Genomic DNA, 16512 nt, shown 5'->3' on the forward strand with positions numbered 1-16512 from the left:
GCCTCAGTAGGTCACCGTGATGCGCCGGGCGGGCCCGTCCACCCGGATCACGCCCCCGTAGGGGATGACGAGCTGCGGGTCGGTGTGCCCGAGATCCACGTCGAAGACGATCGTGGTGTCGGGGGCGTACGTGCGCATGGCGCGCAGGACGGCCTCACGCTGTCCGGCCGCGTAGCGGGCCGCTTCCTCCGGGGCGTTGGGCCGCTGGAAGGACCAGGCCTTGGGACGGCCCATCAGGAGCGCGGAGAAGCGCCGGAGCAGACCGCGCTCGCCCATGTTCCGCAGGGTGCGGAAGACCTCCTCGCCGCTCGGTAGTTCCTCCGAGGTCTCCAGGAAGAGCACGCAGCCGTCGAGGACGGACAGGTCGCGCGGCACCTCGCGGTCGGCCATCAGCAGCCAGCCGAGGATCTCCAGACAGCCGCCCCAACTCCGGCCTTCCACCACGCGGTCGGGATTCACCCAGGTCCATCCGGCGCCGGGCACGGTCTCCGGTTCCGCGTCGAAGGCCGTCGGGTCGGCCCAGTCGCGCTCGATGTCGTTGAAGCGCTCGGCGGGCCGCAGTTCATACGGTCCCGAGGTGAACAGGGCCGCGCGCAGGGAGCCGGCGGTCAGCGGAGCCATTGCGCCGGACCTGCCCAGCGACGTCATCACAGTGCCGCCGTGGTAGCCGACGACGCCGGCGTTGTACAGGAACGCCAACAGGTTGGTGTTGTCGCTCATTCCGAAGAACGGCTTGGGGTTGGCCCGCAGCAACTCCCGGTCGAGCAGCGGCAGCACGGTGATCTGGTCGTCGCCGCCGATCGACGTGAACACCGCCTTGATGTCCGGGTCGGCGAAGGCCGCGTGGATGTCGTCGGCCCGCTCCCGTGGCGTCGTGCCCATCTGCCGGGTCGTCGGGTACTCGACCGGTTCGAGACCGTACTCCTCGCGCAGTCGCTCCAGGCCCAGTTCGTACGGGCGGGGGAAGAGCTCGGGCAGACCGGCGCCGGGCGAGATGACGGCGACACGGTCGCCGGGGGAGGGCTTGGGAGGGTACGAGGGCGTCGTCATGCGGGGAGCGTAGGGCCTCCTGTCCCGCGGTCGCACCGTGATAAACCGGGGTCGAGCAGCGGTCCCGACGGGCCGCCCACCCGAACGGACCGGAGGAACCGTGCCCCGCACCCTGGCCCACGCCCCGATCATGATCCTCAACGGCCCCAACCTGAACCTCCTGGGGCAGCGCCAGCCCGAGATCTACGGTTCCGACACACTCGCCGACGTCGAGGCGATGTGCGCCAGGGCGGCGTCCGCGCACGGGGGCACAGTGGACTTCCGGCAGTCCAACCACGAGGGCGAACTGGTCGACTGGATCCACGAGGCACGGCTCCACCACAGCGGGATCGTCATCAACCCCGGCGCCTACTCGCACACCTCCGTGGCCATCCTCGACGCCCTCAACACCTGCGACGGGTTGCCCGTGCTGGAGGTCCACATCTCCAACATCCACAAGCGCGAGACGTTCCGGCACCACTCGTACGTCTCCCTGCGCGCCGACGGGGTCATCGCCGGGTGCGGGGTGCAGGGCTATGTGTTCGGCGTGGAGCGGGTCGCCGCGCTGGCGGGGTCGGGGAAGGCCGAGGCGTAGGACCTCGGCTGCAGGACGCGAGGCGTGCGCCCGGTCTCCCCGCGACCGGGGCGTAATGCCCGATCTCCAGGAGCACGCCCCTTACAGGCGCCCCGCCTCCACGATCCGTCGCAGGAATTGCCGTGTGCGTTCCTGCCGCGGCTCGCCGAAGACCTGCTCCGCGGTGCCGCGCTCCAGCACCACGCCTCCGTCCAGAAAACAAACCTGGTCGGCGACGTCGCGGGCGAAGCCCATCTCGTGGGTGGCCAGCACCATCGTCATGCCGTCGGCCTTCAGATCACGGACGACGTTCAGGACCTCGCCCACCAGTTCCGGGTCGAGGGCGGCGGTGATCTCGTCGAGGAGCAGCAGCCGGGGGCGCACGGCCAGGGCGCGCACGATCGCCACGCGCTGCTGCTGACCGCCGCTGAGCCGGTCGGGGTATGCGCCCGCCTTCCCGCTCAGCCCGAGCCGGTCCAGAAGCTCATGGGCCCGCTCCTCGGCCTCCGCGCGGGAAACGCCGTGCACCCGCCGCGGGGCGAGGGTGATGTTGTCCAGCACCGTCATGTGCGGGAACAGGTTGTACGACTGGAAGACCACGCCGATACGGCGCCGTACCGCGTCCTGGTCGACGCGCGGGTCGGTGATCTCCTCGCCGTCCAACCAGATCGCCCCGTCGTCGATGTCCTCCAGGAGGTTGGCGCAGCGCAGCAGTGTCGACTTGCCGGACCCGGAGGCGCCGATCAGGGCGGTCACGGTGTGCGGGGCGACCTCCAGGTCGACGTCCCGCAGCACGACCGAGCCGCCGAAGGTCTTGCGCACGGACTCCATCCGCAGCACGGGGGAGTTTTCGAAGGCGTCCACGGTCTCTCGGGTGTCGCTCATGTCGTCCCTCCCTGCGCCCGCTGCCGGTCCATCCGGGCCGTGACCCAGTCGGTGAAGCGGGTCATCGGGATGGTCAGGGCGACGAAGACCAGTCCCGCGACGATGTACGGCGTGTAGTTGAGGCTGCGGCCCACGATGATGTCGGCGGCGCGCACCGCGTCGATCGCGCCGCCGATCGAAACCAGACCGGTGTCCTTCTGCAGCGACACGAGGTCGTTGAGGAGAGGCGGCACCTGGCGTCGTACGGCCTGGGGGAGCACGACGTGCCGCAGCGCCTGCCGGTTGCTGAGGCCCAGCGAGCGGGCCGCCGCGCGCTGCGACGGGTGCACGGACTCGATGCCGGCGCGGAACACCTCGGCGACGTACGCCGAGTACGTGAGCGTCAGCGCGGTGCCGCCGAGCAGTATCGGGTCGACGGTGACGCCCTGCAGCCTGAGGGCGGGGACGCCCAGGACCACGATCATCAGGTTGATGATCAGCGGCAGTCCGCGGAAGAAGTCGGTGTACGCGGCGGCCAGCGCCCGTAGCGGGAAGAACACCGGGCCGCGCAGGGTGCGGGCGACGGCGATGAGCATGCCGAGGACGAGCACGGCGACACCGCAGATCAGCAGCAGCCGGACGTTGAGCCACAGTCCTTCGAGGACCTTCGGGAACGCCTCGCGCGCGTACTCCGCGCTGAAGAACGTCTGCTTGGTGCGCGGCCAGCCGGGCGCGTTGACGACGACCAGGTAGAGGACGACGGCCGTGCCCAGGGTCGACAGGGCGGCGACGCCGGTGGCGCGGCGGGCCCGGTCGCGTTTGTAGCGCTCCCGGTCGAGCCGCCGCCGCGAGGGGACGTAGCCGTCGTCCCCGCCGGGCATGTCACCGTTGTCGTCCGCGTCCTCCCGGCCGGGCTCCTGCTTCACGACCGTCACTTGAGCACCGGGGCGTCGACGGCGTCGGAGAGCCACTCCTGCTCGATCTTCGCCAGTGTGCCGTCCTCGCGCAGGGCGTCGACGGCGGTCGTCACGCAGGACGTGAGGGCGCTGCCCTTGTCGAGGACGAGCCCGAACTGTTCGGGCGTGCCGCCCTGGTTCTCGAACTGGCCGACGATCCTCGCGTCCGTCACCTCGGCCGCCGTGATGTAGAACGCGGTCGGCAGGTCGACCACGATCGCGTCGATCTGGCCGTTCTTCAGCGCGGACTTGGCCTGGTCGTTCTTCGCGTACGCGGCGGCGTCCCGGGTCGGCTTCACCACGTCGTCGATGTAGTTCAGGCTGGTGGTGCCGACCTGGGCGCCCAGGTGCAGCTTCCTGAGGTCGGCGATGCTCGTGGCCTTCGCGGCCGGGGAGTCCTTCAGCGCGACGACGGCCTGGCGCACGTCGTAGTAGCCCGACGAGAAGTCCACGGCCTTCTTGCGCTCGTCGCTGATCGACACCTGGTTGACGTCGAAGTCGAAGGTCTTCGCCCCCGGCGCGAACGCCTTGTTGAAGGGCACGCTCTGCCAGACGACGTCCGCCTTGTCGTAGCCGAGCTCCTTCGCCACGGCGTACGCGACCGCCGACTCGAAGCCCTCGCCGTTCTTCGGGTCGTCGTCCTTGAACCAGGGCTCGTACGCCGGTTCGTCGGTGGCGATCGTCAGCTTGCCGGAGGTCTTCGTGCTCAACTCGCCGTTGGCGCAGGACGCTTTGGACGCCGAGGCGGAAGCCGACCCGGAGGCGTTTTCCTCCGGCTGCGGGGCGCAACCCACCACGACGGTGGCGAGCAGGGCGGCTATGGCGGCGGTGGCGGCACGGCGCGGGGAGCGCGGGGCTCGGAGGACAGGACGCATGGCGTGAGATTGACAGCGTGACGTCCTGTTTGTCGAGGTCACATGGGTGATTGTCCGCATTCTGGGAACGTGTGTTGCATTCCTGTGAACGCTCGGCGGGGCCGCCGGCCGAGGGCGGGGATTGGCAGGCCGGCGGCCCATCCGCGCGGGAGCCGTCATCCCGTGCGGACCTGCCTCCAGTGGACTACGCCACGGCGTGCGCCGGGAGCGCGCGCGGGGCATCGGCGCGTGCGTTCGATTCACACGGGGCGCGTGACGGCGTGGCCAAGCCTCCCACCGGTCGCCTCACCAACTGCCATACACCGCTGCGGAGTTCACCAGCCCCGCGCGCGCCACTCCGGCAGGTGGGGGCGCTCCGCGCCGAGCGTCGTGTCGTTGCCGTGGCCCGGGTAGACCCAGGTCTCGTCGGGCAGGGGCGTCGAAGATCTTCGTCTCGACGTCGTGGATCAGGCTCGCGAACGACTCGGGGTCCTTGCGGGTGTTGCCCACTCCGCCAGGGAAGCCTGGGGCGCGAGTCTGCGGTAGCAGATGAGGGTGCAGGCGGCGATGCTGTGTCGCACCCGCTCAGTCGGCCGAAGTGTTCTGTGTCGCCTCGCGTGCCTCGGTGAGGGCTCGCTGCCTGAGGTTGCCTCCGAACAACTGAATCGTGGTGGCGGCCAGGATGTCATCCCTGCCGATGGTCCGACCGTCCCCCCTGCGGGCGGACAGGGCCCGGAGGGAATCCTGGAGGAACGGAGGTGGGGCCGGTTCGCCCGAGATCACTAGGGTGGCCGTACCGAAACGTTTGACCCCGCCCTCGCGGACGACCATCGCCGCGTCCCGGGCGAGGTCCGTCAGGAACACGCTCGCGATTCCGTCCAGGTCGCGGACCATCGCCGGGACGGCCGTCGCCCCCTGGCTCCGCAGCAGTTTCTTGACCCCGGCCTCGAACCTGTGGGCGCCGACCACAGCACTCGGTTTGCGTGACCTGCTGCGCTTACGAGAAGGCACGATGACACCCTCGGCGTCGTACAGGACACCGGTCAGGCCTTGAAACGTCGGGCTGTGGTCGTACCATTTGTCCCCCACCTCGAGTTCGACGTTCCGGTCGATCGCCGAGAGAAGGTCCCCGGGAATCAGCTTCTTCCGGGCCTCCGCCGCCGCCGCTCTCTTCGCGCCGTCGATGATCTCCGTCAGCACTGTCCGCGTCACCGACGCGGCGGCCCACGCGGCCGACCGAGAGACGTGCATCGAGGTCACGTCCCTGAACACCGCTTTGACGAGAGAAGGCTTGAACGGCGAGACATCCATGACCGAGGCGGTCTCGGGACCGCTGCGCTCAGGGCGTGCGGGCTGTGCGGTCATCGGAAGAAACGCTCCCTAATGTGATCGGTCATGCGCCCCCTTGCTGAAGAACGCAGAGTAGCGGCGCGCTGGTTCTACTGGCAGGCGTACTTCAGGTTCCGTGCCCGGGCCGTGACGACCTCGCCGATCGCCTTGGCCGCAGCGGTCTGATGCCTCTTCAGCGCGAGCACCAGCCGATCCAGATCCCCACCCAGCCCCTCCGCGAAGTAAGCGGGGTGTGACCGAGGTACTCGCCAAAGGGGCAATGAGATGATCTTGAAGCCCTGAGCGCTCGGCCCTCGCATTTCAGAGGGACACGCGCGCTGTTCTGCCCGCGGCAGAACACCGGCCGGACCAGGCTCGAAGATCACTACAGTCCAGGCTCATGACGACGATTACGACGCGCACGGTCGAGTACCCGGCGGACGGTTTGACGATGATCGGGCACCTCGCGCTCCCGACCGGCATCGACCGCCGGCCTGCGGTGCTGCTCGGACCCGAGGGCATGGGGCCCAGCGACGTCGAGCACCGCCGGGCCGATGCCCTCGCCGAGCTGGGATATGTAGCGCTGGCCTTCGACCTTCACGGCGGACGCTATTTGGGCGACCCCGAGGAGATGCTGGCCCGTTGCATACCACTGCTCGCTGATCCCGACCGAATGCGGGGCATCGGCCATGCGGCGCTCGACGTGTTGCGCACCGAACCGCGGACCGACCCCGACCGGATCGCCGCCGTCGGCTACGGCACCGGGGGCGCCATCGGGCTGGAACTCGGGCGCGACGGCGTCAACCTGCGCGCGATCGGGACAGTCAACGCACTGACCACGGGCCGACCGGGCGAGGCAGCGCGCATTCGCTGCCCAGTGTGGGCCGGGGTCGGGTCGGAAGACCCGATCATGCCGCCCGCGCAACGGAACGCGTTCACCGCCGAGATGCAGGCCGCGGGCGTCGACTGGCGCCTCACTGTCTACGGCGGCGCCTTGCACGCCTTCCATCACCCGCCGGTCGACCACCCCGCGGTCCCCGGCGTCGGCTACCACCCACAGCACGCGCAGCGAGCCTGGCGCGACGTCGTCGACCTGCTCGCCGAGTGCCTGCCCGTGACGGAGGATCTGGGGGCATGACCCCGGCAAACAGCCTAGCGCCAGGCCTGGCCCGCGTCGGGCACTGACGGTCAACCGAGCGCCGTCAATTCTGTCGTCTCGCGTCGCCTGGACCAGTGTCGACACCGCCTGCATGAAGGCGATGTACGTCGCTCGACGGTTCTCCAGGCGCCTGCCCACGTGATCGACATACAGCTGCGTGCGGGCCTGTTCCTTCGACTGATCCAGCTCCTGGCGCTTGCTGCGCGCCGCTATTCGCGCTTGCCAGGTCGTACCTGTCAGCGCCAGGGAGGCGCCGAGGCCAGTGCCAACGACGCCTACTACGGCCGTGATGATCTGAGTTCTCATTGCCTGCGACTACCAGCCCCGAGCCCACCACTCCTGAATGTGCGGGCGCTCCGCCCCGAGGGTGCTGTCGTTGCCGTGCCCGGGGTAGATCCAGGCCTCATCTGGCAGGCTGAACACCTTCTCCTCGAGCCCGCTCATCAGGCTCTGGAAGTCCTCGGGCCGTGTTGTCCGACCAGGACCGCCCGGGAACTTGCACGTAGGGGGCAACCATGGCCAACTGGAAAACCATCGGAGGCGTACTCGTCCTCGGCGCCATCGGCAACGCCATCGACGGCAACAACCCAACCAGCACGGCCGCGAGCAGCGAGTCCGACACCCCGGCCGCCGACAGCAAGCAGAGCGCAGCCGTCGACTACAAGGCGCCCGCCGAGAAAGCCGCCGTCCCCGACTTCACCGGCATGGGCCTCCAATCCGCTCAAGACGCCGCCCAGGATGCAGGGTTCTATGACCTCACCTCCCACGACTCCCTCGGCCGTGGCCGCCTGCAAGCCTTCGACCGGAACTGGAAGGTCTGCTCCCAGAACATCAAGGCCGGCACCAGCACCACGACGGGCGCCGAGCTGGACTTCGGCGCGGTCAAGCTGGAGGAGGACTGCCCGAAGGAGGACCAAGCCGAGCCCGCAGCGGCCGACGGGAAGATGCCCGACTTCACCGGCAAGTCCGTGAACACCGCCCGCGCCGCCCTCGACGACAGCACCTCGATCACCGTGGAGGACGCGTCCGGCGACGACCGGCTCGTGTTCGTCGAGTCGAACTGGAAGGTGTGCAGCCAGACGCCGGCCGCTGGGATCAAGCTCAACGGGCAGGCCGTTGCGCTGACTGCGGTCAAGTTCGAGGAGAGCTGCTCCTGAACGCGCTGAGGCCCCGGAGTCACCCGCCCTCGGGGCCGCCTCCGTAGACTCGCTCCGCTACAGGTCGCCGAGAACTTCTTTGCGGGCGGCCTCGGCCTTCCGGTTGAGGGCGTTCGTCATCCGCACCGCCGCAACCGTGAACAGCACGCCCAGCGTCAGGAACACCACCTGCGCGACTACGCCCCACACCGCAACATCCTTCGTCGCGTTCATCACGCCGAGCGCAACCCAGCCGCCGCACACCCACGCAAACCAGATCCGGAACTTCTCGACGCGGACGGCCTTCTGAATGTCGCTGTAACTGCTCACGATGTCCCCCAGGACGTGTGTGGTGGAGTCGCATCATCGTGGGACGAGCGCCGTTGTGCTGCGGATGCGGCCGTGTTGTGACCTTGCGGGCGATGTGAGCGCGGTCCGCTGCCCACTCGGGGGTACACGCTGACGGGTACCCTCAGCCGTCGAGCGGTTCGGCCATGTGCGCCTGAGCGATGGCGTCGATCCGCCGGGCGAGGTCGAAGTCCGCTTCCGTCAGCTTGTGACCGACGTCGTGCGTGGTGATCCCGAACCGCACCTTCCCCCACCGCAGATCGATATCCGCATGGTGGCTGATCAACCGCTCGACGTCCGCGACGTGCACGATCATCGCCACCCCGCCGTGATACCGGATCCCGTACGAGCGTGTGATCTCATCTCCTTCGCGCCGCCACCCCGGCACGGTGTCCAGGGCGGTCGTGATTTCGTCCTCGGTCAGCGGCACCGGTGCTTCTGCCACGCTCAGCTCCCTACGGTCACGGGCGCCAGAACCTCGGCAAGGTCCCGGCCGACCGGGGCATCCTGCCACGGCCGCATCGCCCGCTGAAGGGTGACCAACTCCCGCGCCATGCGGGCCGACCGGGTCTCGACGGCGATGTCTGCCACCGTACGGGCGATCTCCAAAGCCTGGTCCGGCTCGCCTGCGCCGGCCGCTGCGGTGGCGTGCCGGGCGAGGTACACGCCGCGGTCCCGGCGCGCGGTCTCGGGGACGACGTCGAGGACTTGGCGCCACAGCAAGACGGCCTCTGCGCCGAGCCCGAGCCTGCCGTAGCAGGTGGCGCGCTGCACCTCCAGGTAGCAGGGCGTACGCCTGCAGGCGTTGCCCCACGGCAGGTCGTCGTCGACCCGGCCGAGGAGCCCGTCCGCCTCGTCGATCAGCCGGTCAACAGAGTCTCGGTCGTGGGTGAGGCTGGCACCGTGGGCCTGCTGCTGCATGGCCATGATGCGGACCTTCGGCACCAGGCGGTGCGCGTCCTCGAGCGCGGCCTCGCACAGGTCGATGACCGCAGGCCCGTCGCCGAGGTCGGTGCGTACCTGTGCCTGGTTGACGAGGGAGTAGCCGATCAGGTGCGGGTCTCTGGAGCGCATGGCGATTTCCTGGGTGACGCCCCGCCAGAACGCTGCGCCGTCCATGTCGCCGGCGTCCTGGTACAGCCACCCGACCAGTGCGGCGTACGCGGCCCCTACGCGGAGGAGACCGCGGCGGGTCTCGCCCTTCGCGGAGCGCACCAGCTTGTCGATGAGCTGGTACTGCGCGGACACGGTGCCGATCAGGTCGTGCGGGCCGAGGAATATGTCCGCCCGATAGTGGCCCTCCAGCTGCTGCTGGAAGTAGTCGATCAGGGCGGGGTCGACGTGCTGCGGGGCGACCGGTCCCGCGACGAGAGCTGACGCGGTGACCGAGGCGAATGCGCGGCGCTTCACCTGCTCCTCTTCGTGGTGCTCGGGTCGGATCCATCCGGGTGGGGTGGAGAATCCGAGGTCTTCGGGCCAGCGGCCGAGCGCGTCGTGGATGACGATGGCGGTCTCTTCCGGTGGCCAGCCGGGGCGGTTGCCTTCCCACCGTCGCCACGTGCGCGGGGACACCGTGAAGTGGGGGTCGTCGAGGAGCCGTTGCCCGTGCTTGGCCAGCCGGGCCGCGGCTTGCTCGATGGTGCGCCAGCCCGTCCGTAGCCGTGCGGCCCTCAGCGCATCGTTGCGGCCCACCCGTTCAGTCTGAGGTGTCATCGCGCCGTCCCCCGCCATGGCCGCCACATGGCCACGGATGGCCACCGCACGACCTATTTGCGTCTCACCGTGCGCAGCCATCATCGCGGCATGAGTACGGGACGTGTGCCGAACACGATGGATCCGCCACCTGTTCTTGGGCTTCCGCCCGAGCAGCCGGTACCGCCGGCGGACTGCGGAGTGTGCGATGCGCTGGTCAAGCAGCGCACGGAAGCCAGGGCGCGGGGTGATCTGTCGCGCGTCTCTGACTTGAACGTCGAGATCCGCAACCACCACCCAGTCCGCCGGAAGCGGAGGCGGTAACCAGTGGACACCGGCCAGGACACCGGGCCTCCGCGCACGATCGCCTGGTGCCACTGGCACGACGGGCTGTCCGACACCGCGCGCCTCGTGCAGACCGGTGAAGCCGGGTGTTTGTTCGTCTGCGCAGGCTGCCGCCTGAAGCACGGCCTCGTCCCGCTGGCGAACCAGCCGTGAGCCGGGCAGAGACGAGCCCGGAGTGCGAACACGGTATGCACCGGCTGTGCGACGGCCCGGGCGAGGTACGCCGCGAGGGCGCTCCGTCGTGGGAGGCGCCCTTGATGACGTTGCGGTGCGGCTGCCAGTGTCACCCCAGAAGCTCCCGGTCCGGCGCACCCCAATCTTGACGGCCGGACCGGGACCCGCCCGCGTACGTACGCGTCTCCGTGTCCGGTCAGCAGAACGGCCCCGTGACGGTATGCGTCTCCCGTCCGGGGCCGAACTGTGCACGCACTACTTGCGGGACTGCTTGACGGGGTCGAGGAGCAGGACGTGGACGGTCGCGACGGCGATGAACGCCCTGAGTACCCAGGTGAGCAGGACGTGGCGGTCGTCCGGGGATGCTCCGGCTGAGTGGCGGCCACCGTCCACCAGAAGGCGCTGCCGAGCGTGTACAGGCCAGCCACCCACGCGGGGACGATGCGGCGGCGCCAGGCCACAACGAGCGAATTCTCAGGCAGATGGCACGTCCCTGGCGCACCTCTCGTGTTCGCGCAAACGGGTGCGGATGCGCTCTGCCTCCGCCGGGGTGAGGCTGGCGGCATGGCTTCCGCCCGTGGTCGTATACCCGACCGACGAGGACGGCGGGCGGCGGGCCGGAGGAGTGGGGCTACCACCAGGGAGACAACCATGACTGTCCGTACCTACGTTTCGACGACTGTGCGGAACGACCGTGTCGACGAGGTTCTTCACGCGCTGGAGAACGTGGATCCGGATGCGATCGTGGCATCCGTCAACCGCTCGGACGCTCCCGACGTCCCCGCCGGGGTATCGGTATCGCTGACCGGTGATGCCCGTGAGGCGGTGAGGAAGCAGCTCGATGTGATTCCCGATGTGGAGTGCGAGATTGACGTGCGGGACACCGAGGATCTGTGAGCCGGACATGCGGATGGCCCCCCGCCCGGTCTTGGGGACCAAGCGGGGGCCATCCGGCACGGCGGACAGGAAGACTCAGCGGTTACCTGCTTCGTGCGTACGGCGCCAGGCGTTGTGCGCCCGCCGGCCGACCCGGAGCCGGAGCTTCTTGCCGAGGCAGCGCAACCTGAAGAGTGGGATCGCGCCGGGTAGCCCTCGAAACTGATCACGGGCGGCGGTCATCCTGCATCCCGCCTGGCCGTAGCGCACGATCTGGCACAGATGTTCCTCACCCCGCGGTCACTGCTGCCGGCGTCGGTGACGGCGTTCTGGACGCCACCGTCCGTGGGGCACGATGCTGCCCGAGCGTCGACGGGCCTGAACGCGCGATCGCCCCCGCTTCGGTTTCGAAACGGGGCGGTCGTCGTTGGACGGTTACCAGCCTCGTGCGCGCCACTCCGCGAGGTGGGGCCGCTCCGTGCCGAGGGTGGTGTCGTTGCCGTGGCCGGGGTAGACCCAGGTCTCATCGGGCAGGACGTCGAATACCTTGGTCTCCAGGCCGTCCATCAGGGAGTTGAACTCTTCCGGGAGTGTTGTCCGGCCAGGGCCGCCAGGGAAGAGGCAGTCCCCGGTGAACACATGCGGATGCCCGTGCGGGTCGTCGTAGACCAGGGCGATCGAACCCGGCGTGTGGCCCACCAGGTGGCGCGCGGTGAGCTCCACGCGCCCCACCCGGATCGTGTCCCCGTCGCCGACGGGTACGTCGGTCGTCACCGGGATGCCCTCGGCGTCGTCCCGGCCCGCGTACGTACGGGCGCCGGTGGCCGCCACGACCTCGGCGAGCGCCTGCCAGTGGTCGCCGTGCTGATGTGTGGTGACGACGGACGCGATCCCGTCGTCGCCGATCAGGGTGAGCAGTGTGCCGGCGTCGTTCGCGGCGTCGATCAGCAGCTGCTCGTCGGTGGCCCGGCAGCGCAGCAGATACGCGTTGTTGTTCATCGGGCCGACCGCGACCTTGGAGATCATCAGGTCCCGCAGCTCGTGCACATCCGCAGGACCGCCGACCTTCACCGCTCCGCTGTACGTCATGGGGGCAGCCTATAGCGGGGGCAACGACGGGAGCGTCCCTCCTTCGACGCGCAGGGCGGTGCCGTCGCGGCGGCCGGCGAGCCAGCCGAGGAGATCGGCCCGGGGGCCGCTGACCGTGAGCTCATGGCCGCTTTCGAGCTGTTCGGGAGTGACGGACCTGACGGCGCCGGTGGGGATCATGCGCCCGTCGTCCTGCCTGATCATCAGTGCGGGGACACCGGGGTGGTTGCGGAACCGGTCGGTGAGAAAGTTGATCTCGCGCTGGGCGAACTCACCCGGCAGATCCTCCAGCTCGTACCCGATCCCCAGGTCGACGTGATGGATCTCCACCTCGATCCACCGCCGGAAGGGCACCCGGGACGCGGAATCCGTGATCCCGTTGCGGAGCTCGACGGTGCGGGACCAGTCCCCGGAGGCCGAGGCGGCGTCCTGGAAGCGGTCCGCGCTGTCGCGCACGTCGGCGAGCTGGGCCTTCAGAGGGCGCGGCGCGTCCCGCTCGATGTCGGTGTCCCGGGCCTCCCCGGAGACGTACATGGGGTGACCTTCGAGGACGTTCACGAGCGCGTCCGCGTTGCGGGCGAGGTGGGCGAGGACGTGACCGCGGGTCCAGCCGGGCAGCCGTGACGGCTCGGTCACAGCGACGTTGTCCAGTTCGGCGGCTGCGGTGAGGAGCCGCTCCGTCGCTTCACGTACAGAGGCCAGGTCACGTGCGTGATCCATCATGCCGCCGACCCTAGCCCCGCCACACCTTCGGGTGAAGGAGTCCGGCCACGCCCGCAAATCGAATGCACGTGCTATATGGTCGGGTGCGGCGTCGGGCATGCTGGAAGGCCCGGGATTGTTGTGGAACGGGGAAACAGGACCGGCGCTGTCAGTGGCTCCCCCTAGTCTGTGGAAGACGGGGGCTCCCGGGCCCCTGTCACTCACTCAAGAAAGGTGCGGACCGGCGTGGCCGACCGTCTCATCGTCCGTGGCGCGCGCGAGCACAACCTGAAGAACGTCTCGCTCGACCTGCCACGCGACTCGCTCATCGTCTTCACGGGCCTGTCGGGGTCGGGCAAGTCCTCGCTGGCCTTCGACACGATCTTCGCCGAGGGGCAGCGCCGGTACGTCGAGTCGCTCTCCTCCTATGCCCGGCAGTTCCTCGGGCAGATGGACAAGCCGGACGTCGACTTCATCGAGGGTCTGTCCCCGGCGGTCTCCATCGACCAGAAGTCGACCTCGCGCAACCCGCGCTCGACGGTCGGCACGATCACCGAGGTCTACGACTACCTGCGGCTGCTCTTCGCGCGCATCGGCAAGCCGCACTGTCCCCAGTGCAGCCGGCCGATCTCCCGCCAGTCGCCGCAGGCCATCGTCGACCGGGTGCTGGAGCTGCCGGAGGGCAGCCGTTTCCAGGTGCTGTCCCCGCTGGTGCGGGAGCGCAAGGGCGAGTTCGTCGACCTCTTCGCGGACCTCCAGACCAAGGGTTACAGCCGCGCGCGGGTGGACGGCGAGACCGTCCAGCTTTCCAATCCGCCCACCCTGAAGAAGCAGGAGAAGCACACCATCGAGGTGGTCGTCGACCGCCTCACGGTGAAGGACTCCGCCAAGCGCCGCCTCACCGACTCCGTGGAGACCGCCCTCGGCCTCTCCGGCGGCATGGTCGTGCTCGACTTCGTAGACCTCCCCGAGGACGACCCCGAGCGCGAGCGCATGTTCTCGGAGCACCTGTACTGCACCTACGACGACCTGTCCTTCGAGGAGCTGGAGCCCCGCTCCTTCTCCTTCAACTCGCCCTTCGGCGCCTGCCCCGACTGCAGCGGCATCGGTACGCGCATGGAGGTCGACGCCGAGCTGATCGTCCCGGACGAGGACAAGTCGCTCGACGAGGGTGCCATCCACCCCTGGTCGCACGGACACACCAAGGAATACTTCGGCCGCCTCATCGGAGCCCTCGCGGACGCGTTGGGATTCCGGACCGACATCCCCTTCGCCGGTCTCCCGCAGCGCGCGAAGAAGGCCCTGCTGTACGGCCACAAGACGCAGATCGAGGTCCGCTACCGCAACCGGTACGGCCGCGAGCGCGTGTACACCACGGCCTTCGAGGGCGTCATCCCCTTCGTGAAGCGGCGGCACAGCGAGGCCGAGAGCGACGCCAGCCGTGAGCGCTTCGAGGGCTACATGCGCGAGGTGCCCTGTCCCACCTGTGAGGGCACGCGCCTGAAGCCGATCGTCCTCGCGGTCACGGTCATGGAGAAGTCGATCGCCGAGGTCTCCGCCATGTCCATCAGCGACTGCGCGGACTTCCTGGGTGAGCTGAAGCTCAACGCGCGCGACAAGAAGATCGCCGAGCGGGTCCTGAAGGAGGTCAACGAACGGCTGCGGTTCCTGGTCGACGTCGGCCTCGACTACCTCTCGCTGAACCGCGCGGCCGGCACGCTCTCCGGCGGCGAGGCCCAGCGCATCCGCCTGGCCACCCAGATCGGATCCGGCCTCGTCGGCGTCCTCTACGTCCTCGACGAGCCCTCCATCGGTCTGCACCAGCGAGACAACCACCGGCTCATCGAGACCCTGGTCCGGCTGCGCGACATGGGCAACACGCTCATCGTCGTCGAGCACGACGAGGACACCATCAAGATGGCCGACTGGATCGTCGACATCGGTCCCGGGGCGGGCGAGCACGGCGGCAACGTCGTGCACAGCGGCTCCCTGAAGGAGCTGCTCGACAACGCCGAGTCGCAGACCGGGCAGTACCTCTCGGGCAAGAAGGCCATCCCGCTGCCCGACATCCGCCGCCCGCTCGACCCGATTCGGCAGCTCACCGTGCACGGCGCCCGGGAGAACAACCTCCAGGACATCGACGTCTCGTTCCCGCTGGGCGTGTTCACGGCCGTCACCGGCGTGTCCGGCTCCGGCAAGTCCACGCTGGTCAACGACATCCTGTACACGCACCTGGCCCGCGAGCTGAACGGCGCGAGGAACGTACCGGGGCGGCACACGCGCGTGGACGGCGACGACCTCGTCGACAAGGTCGTGCACGTCGACCAGTCGCCGATCGGCCGCACACCCCGGTCCAACCCGGCGACGTACACCGGCGTCTTCGACCATGTCCGCAAGCTGTTCGCCGAGACCACCGAGGCGAAGGTCCGCGGCTATCTGCCCGGCCGCTTCTCCTTCAACGTCAAGGGCGGTCGCTGCGAGAACTGCGCAGGCGACGGCACGATCAAGATCGAGATGAACTTCCTCCCGGACGTCTATGTCCCGTGCGAGGTCTGCCACGGCGCCCGGTACAACCGGGAGACCCTGGAGGTCCACTACAAGGGCAAGTCCATCGCCGACGTACTGAACATGCCGATCGAGGAGGCGACGGACTTCTTCGAGGCCGTCCCCGCGATCGCCCGTCACCTCAGGACGCTGAAGGACGTAGGCCTCGGCTACGTCCGGCTCGGCCAGTCCGCGACCACCCTGTCCGGCGGCGAGGCGCAGCGCGTCAAGCTCGCCAGCGAGCTGCAGCGCCGCTCCACCGGACGCACGGTCTACGTCCTGGACGAGCCGACCACCGGTCTGCACTTCGAGGACATCAGCAAGCTCCTCACCGTGCTGTCCGGCCTCGTCGACAAGGGCAACACGGTCATCGTCATCGAGCACAACCTCGACGTCGTCAAGACCGCCGACTGGGTCGTGGACATGGGTCCCGAGGGCGGCGCCGGCGGTGGCCTCGTCATCGCCGAGGGCACGCCCGAGCAGGTCGCCGGGGTTCCGGCCAGCCACACGGGCAAGTTCCTGCGAGAGATCCTCGGCGCCGACCGGATCAGCGACGCGGCCCCGGTGAAGGCCCCGCGCAAGGCCGCGGCGAAGAAGACGGTCGCCGCCAGGTCGACGGTGAAGAAGACGGCGACGGCCCGGACGGCCACGGCCGCGAAGAGCACGGCGGCCAAGAAGGCGGCCGAGACCACGAAGAAGGCGGCACCCGCGAAGAAGACCACGCGGGCACGCAAGGCCTGACAGTCCGTCGGCGAGGTCCGACGGCGGTTCGGTGAGGCCTGAGGCGGCGGCGCGACAGATCGTGCCGAGTCCGGAAAAATACGACGGCCCGCGGGAACTC

General features: G+C 69.1%; 17 protein-coding genes and 2 pseudogenes. 6 read left to right on the top strand and 13 right to left on the bottom strand.

The window, feature by feature from the left end:
- Window positions 1–3 precede the first annotated feature (3 nt).
- Window positions 4–1050: a S66 peptidase family protein gene (locus ACFU53_RS12670; protein ID WP_383989920.1), complete on the bottom strand. Its 1047-nt coding sequence runs from the start codon at window positions 1048–1050 to the stop codon at window positions 4–6.
- A gap of 100 nt (window positions 1051–1150) precedes the next feature.
- Between ACFU53_RS12670 and aroQ the strand changes: the two genes are divergently transcribed.
- On the top strand, window positions 1151–1624 hold the full coding sequence (gene aroQ / locus ACFU53_RS12675; RefSeq protein ID WP_383989923.1) for a type II 3-dehydroquinate dehydratase: 474 nt from the start codon (window positions 1151–1153) through the stop codon (window positions 1622–1624).
- Between the two features lie 81 nt (window positions 1625–1705).
- On the opposite strand, the gene ACFU53_RS12680 is transcribed toward aroQ, so the two are convergent.
- The 5 genes and pseudogenes from ACFU53_RS12680 to ACFU53_RS12700 all read right to left on the bottom strand — a co-directional run bounded on the left by ACFU53_RS12680 (window position 1706) and on the right by ACFU53_RS12700 (window position 5642).
- Window positions 1706–2488 carry an amino acid ABC transporter ATP-binding protein gene (locus tag ACFU53_RS12680; RefSeq protein WP_383989926.1) on the bottom strand — a complete coding sequence of 261 codons (783 nt, stop codon included), beginning with the start codon at window positions 2486–2488 and terminating at the stop codon, window positions 1706–1708.
- Complete coding sequence (locus tag ACFU53_RS12685) at window positions 2485–3402, bottom strand: amino acid ABC transporter permease (RefSeq protein WP_383989929.1); 918 nt, start codon at window positions 3400–3402, stop codon at window positions 2485–2487. The genes ACFU53_RS12680 and ACFU53_RS12685 overlap by 4 nt, the downstream gene beginning before the upstream one ends.
- Window positions 3399–4298: an ABC transporter substrate-binding protein gene (locus tag ACFU53_RS12690; protein ID WP_383989932.1), complete on the bottom strand. Its 900-nt coding sequence runs from the start codon at window positions 4296–4298 to the stop codon at window positions 3399–3401. The genes ACFU53_RS12685 and ACFU53_RS12690 overlap by 4 nt, the downstream gene beginning before the upstream one ends.
- A 314-nt stretch (window positions 4299–4612) precedes the next feature.
- A pseudogene (locus tag ACFU53_RS12695) lies at window positions 4613–4805 on the bottom strand (MBL fold metallo-hydrolase); the annotation flags it as partial.
- A gap of 57 nt (window positions 4806–4862) precedes the next feature.
- Window positions 4863–5642 (bottom strand): hypothetical protein, encoded by a 780-nt coding sequence (locus ACFU53_RS12700; protein WP_383989935.1) that lies wholly within the window; start codon window positions 5640–5642, stop codon window positions 4863–4865.
- Between the two features lie 364 nt (window positions 5643–6006).
- Between ACFU53_RS12700 and ACFU53_RS12705 the strand changes: the two genes are divergently transcribed.
- Window positions 6007–6744, top strand: a complete 738-nt coding sequence (locus ACFU53_RS12705; protein ID WP_383989938.1) for a dienelactone hydrolase family protein — start codon at window positions 6007–6009, stop codon at window positions 6742–6744.
- A 336-nt stretch (window positions 6745–7080) separates the two neighbouring features.
- On the opposite strand, the pseudogene ACFU53_RS12710 reads toward ACFU53_RS12705, so the two are convergent.
- A pseudogene (locus ACFU53_RS12710) lies at window positions 7081–7266 on the bottom strand (MBL fold metallo-hydrolase); the annotation flags it as partial.
- Between the two features lie 14 nt (window positions 7267–7280).
- On the opposite strand from ACFU53_RS12710, the gene ACFU53_RS12715 reads away from it, so the two are divergent.
- Window positions 7281–7922 (top strand): PASTA domain-containing protein, encoded by a 642-nt coding sequence (locus ACFU53_RS12715; protein WP_383989940.1) that lies wholly within the window; start codon window positions 7281–7283, stop codon window positions 7920–7922.
- A gap of 57 nt (window positions 7923–7979) precedes the next feature.
- Here the strand turns inward: ACFU53_RS12715 and ACFU53_RS12720 are convergent, their stop codons facing one another.
- The 3 genes from ACFU53_RS12720 to ACFU53_RS12730 form a co-directional block, all read right to left on the bottom strand.
- Window positions 7980–8231, bottom strand: coding sequence for a hypothetical protein (locus tag ACFU53_RS12720; protein WP_383989943.1), 252 nt, complete (start codon window positions 8229–8231; stop codon window positions 7980–7982).
- A 142-nt stretch (window positions 8232–8373) separates the two neighbouring features.
- The gene (locus ACFU53_RS12725) at window positions 8374–8694 is read right to left on the bottom strand and encodes a 4a-hydroxytetrahydrobiopterin dehydratase (protein WP_383989946.1); all 321 of its coding nucleotides are present in this window, start codon (window positions 8692–8694) and stop codon (window positions 8374–8376) included.
- Between the two features lie 2 nt (window positions 8695–8696).
- Entirely contained in the window at window positions 8697–9962 is a 1266-nt protein-coding gene (locus ACFU53_RS12730) for a Twin-arginine translocation pathway signal (protein ID WP_383989950.1), read from the bottom strand.
- A 306-nt stretch (window positions 9963–10268) separates the two neighbouring features.
- On the opposite strand from ACFU53_RS12730, the gene ACFU53_RS12735 reads away from it, so the two are divergent.
- Complete coding sequence (locus ACFU53_RS12735; protein WP_383989953.1) at window positions 10269–10439, top strand: hypothetical protein; 171 nt, start codon at window positions 10269–10271, stop codon at window positions 10437–10439.
- 276 nt (window positions 10440–10715) lie between these two features.
- Here ACFU53_RS12735 and ACFU53_RS12740 read toward each other — a convergent pair whose 3' ends face one another.
- Complete coding sequence (locus ACFU53_RS12740; RefSeq protein WP_383989956.1) at window positions 10716–10892, bottom strand: hypothetical protein; 177 nt, start codon at window positions 10890–10892, stop codon at window positions 10716–10718.
- 219 nt (window positions 10893–11111) lie between these two features.
- On the opposite strand from ACFU53_RS12740, the gene ACFU53_RS12745 reads away from it, so the two are divergent.
- Complete coding sequence (locus ACFU53_RS12745; RefSeq protein ID WP_383989959.1) at window positions 11112–11357, top strand: hypothetical protein; 246 nt, start codon at window positions 11112–11114, stop codon at window positions 11355–11357.
- Between the two features lie 414 nt (window positions 11358–11771).
- On the opposite strand, the gene ACFU53_RS12750 is transcribed toward ACFU53_RS12745, so the two are convergent.
- Complete coding sequence (locus ACFU53_RS12750; RefSeq protein WP_383989963.1) at window positions 11772–12425, bottom strand: MBL fold metallo-hydrolase; 654 nt, start codon at window positions 12423–12425, stop codon at window positions 11772–11774.
- A 9-nt stretch (window positions 12426–12434) separates the two neighbouring features.
- Complete coding sequence (locus ACFU53_RS12755; protein ID WP_383989966.1) at window positions 12435–13148, bottom strand: maleylpyruvate isomerase family mycothiol-dependent enzyme; 714 nt, start codon at window positions 13146–13148, stop codon at window positions 12435–12437.
- 225 nt (window positions 13149–13373) lie between these two features.
- Here ACFU53_RS12755 and uvrA point away from each other — a divergent pair, with 225 nt between their 5' ends.
- Entirely contained in the window at window positions 13374–16412 is a 3039-nt protein-coding gene (gene uvrA / locus ACFU53_RS12760; RefSeq protein ID WP_383989969.1) for an excinuclease ABC subunit UvrA, read from the top strand.
- Window positions 16413–16512: the final 100 nt, after the last annotated feature.

Origin of the sequence: Streptomyces sp. NPDC057474, from assembly GCF_042802555.1 — a bacterium.
GTDB lineage: Bacteria > Actinomycetota > Actinomycetes > Streptomycetales > Streptomycetaceae > Streptomyces.

Coding starts and splice junctions, on each gene's coding strand:
- ACFU53_RS12670 (WP_383989920.1), bottom strand. CDS start 1,050: ATGACGACGCCCTCGTACCCTCCCAAGCCCTCCCCCGGCGACCGTGTC.
- ACFU53_RS12680 (WP_383989926.1), bottom strand. CDS start 2,488: ATGAGCGACACCCGAGAGACCGTGGACGCCTTCGAAAACTCCCCCGTG.
- ACFU53_RS12690 (WP_383989932.1), bottom strand. CDS start 4,298: ATGCGTCCTGTCCTCCGAGCCCCGCGCTCCCCGCGCCGTGCCGCCACC.
- ACFU53_RS12700 (WP_383989935.1), bottom strand. CDS start 5,642: ATGACCGCACAGCCCGCACGCCCTGAGCGCAGCGGTCCCGAGACCGCC.
- ACFU53_RS12705 (WP_383989938.1), top strand. CDS start 6,007: ATGACGACGATTACGACGCGCACGGTCGAGTACCCGGCGGACGGTTTG.
- ACFU53_RS12715 (WP_383989940.1), top strand. CDS start 7,281: ATGGCCAACTGGAAAACCATCGGAGGCGTACTCGTCCTCGGCGCCATC.
- ACFU53_RS12730 (WP_383989950.1), bottom strand. CDS start 9,962: ATGACACCTCAGACTGAACGGGTGGGCCGCAACGATGCGCTGAGGGCC.
- ACFU53_RS12745 (WP_383989959.1), top strand. CDS start 11,112: ATGACTGTCCGTACCTACGTTTCGACGACTGTGCGGAACGACCGTGTC.
- ACFU53_RS12750 (WP_383989963.1), bottom strand. CDS start 12,425: ATGACGTACAGCGGAGCGGTGAAGGTCGGCGGTCCTGCGGATGTGCAC.
- ACFU53_RS12755 (WP_383989966.1), bottom strand. CDS start 13,148: ATGATGGATCACGCACGTGACCTGGCCTCTGTACGTGAAGCGACGGAG.